Here is a 1,643-nt window from a genome sequence, read left to right as displayed (position 1 = left end):
CCTGTCGGTGATGCAGGCGTTGCTCGGTCACGCGCACGTCGACACCACCGCCCGCTATATCCATCTGGCACCCGCCCATGTGAAAGCCGAGTTCGATGCCGCACGCAGCCGCATCCGCGCCCAGCAATAGCCTGCACGCCGATTACCTCGACTATCTGCAGCGGACCGGGCGAGGCAACCGTCCCTATCAGCAGGCCGCGCGAGTGTTCTTCGAACGTTGGCCCGACCCCGGGCGCTGGGCCGCCGAACTGTTGGAGATCCGCTTGTCGGCCGATGCGCACACTCGGCCGATCATCACCTTCCTCATGCTGCACCGCCGACTACGGCCCGGCTACGACTACCTGCTAGAACGCAAACTGTCCACGTTCTGGCGAGAGATCGAGGACTCGCCCATCGCTGCGGGAGTGCAGCGCTTCATGACCGCCGCCGAGGACCTCGGCTTCTCCTTGCGCGTGCGTCTGGCCACCGGCTCTCAGGTGCCGGCCCGGCTCCTGATCCAGGCCGGACCCATCCTTGAACAGCTCACCCTGGCCGACCTGGAAGAGTTCGCCGCCGCCTGCGTCGCCCGCAGCGCCCGCACCGGCAAGGACCACCGCCACTATCTGTCCGCGCTCAGCAATGCCCAGCGGGTCCTGTTCCACCTGGGCATTATCGACACGCTGCCGAGGATGGGCGGGCCGGTCCCCTTCGAGGAGCGGCTGGCCGAGGTGGCAGAACCGATCCGCACCACGATGATCGCCTACCTGGAACGCAAGCGCGCCACCTGCCAACCCAAGACCGTCTCCGCGATCGCCACCCGGCTCAAACACTTCGGCCTCTTCCTCACCCACATCGATCCCGGACTCACCTCGATCGCCAAGTTGGACCGGCAGCATCACATCGAGCCCTACCTCACCGCCCTGGTTGACGCCGTCAACCCCAAGAACGGCGAAGCCATCACCGTCGCCGACCGCTCCCGCCGGGTGATCGCGCTGACCGGCTTCCTCACCGACATCACCGAGTGGGGCTGGGCCGAGGCGCCCGCCCGCAAGCTGGTGTTTCGTGATGACAACCCCAAGCTCCCGCAGGTGCTGCCCCGCTACCTGCCCGTCGATGCCGATCGCCGCCTGACCGAAGAGCTCCGCGACCGTCCCGGCAACCAGTTGGCCGCCTGCGCCCTAAGGTTGCAACGCGCCTGCGGGCTACGCATCGGGGAACTCCTGGACCTGGAGCTCGACTGCGTCCATGAGGTTCCCGGCCACGGCAGCTGGCTGAAGATCGGCCTCGGGAAGCTGGAGACCGAACGCATGGTCCCCCTCGATGAGGAGATCCTCGACCTGATCGACCGCATCATCGAGCTCCGAACGCACGGCAGACCCATGCCGCATCCCCGCTACCAGCGTCCGGCTCAGTTCCTGTTCACCCACCACGGACGCCGCCTCGGCCAAGGCGCCGTCCGCGCGGAACTCGATCGCGCTGCTCAGCAAGCTGGACTCGGTCACATCACCTCCCACCAGCTCCGCCACACCTACGCCACCGCCCTGGTGAACGCCGGGGTCTCGTTGCAGGCGCTGATGGCGTTGCTCGGACACGCCTCCGCCGAGATGAGTCTGCGCTCTGGGCGGCTGTTCGACACCACCGTCCGCGCCGAATACGAACGAGCC

1 protein-coding gene is annotated in these 1,643 nt (G+C 67.2%); it reads left to right on the top strand.

Annotation, left to right across the window (positions count from 1 at the left end; translation table 11 throughout):
* Positions 1-95: 95 nt before the first annotated feature.
* Positions 96-1,643 (top strand): tyrosine-type recombinase/integrase (locus AB0J69_RS61645; RefSeq protein ID WP_364138672.1); only part of this gene is annotated, 1,548 nt, incomplete at its 3' end.

The organism is Nonomuraea sp. NPDC049709 (genome assembly GCF_040674815.1).
In the GTDB taxonomy this organism is placed as follows: Bacteria; Actinomycetota; Actinomycetes; order Streptosporangiales; family Streptosporangiaceae; genus Nonomuraea.
Note: the sequence above shows the minus strand (reverse complement) of the source record. Positions and strands in the feature narration are given on the sequence as shown.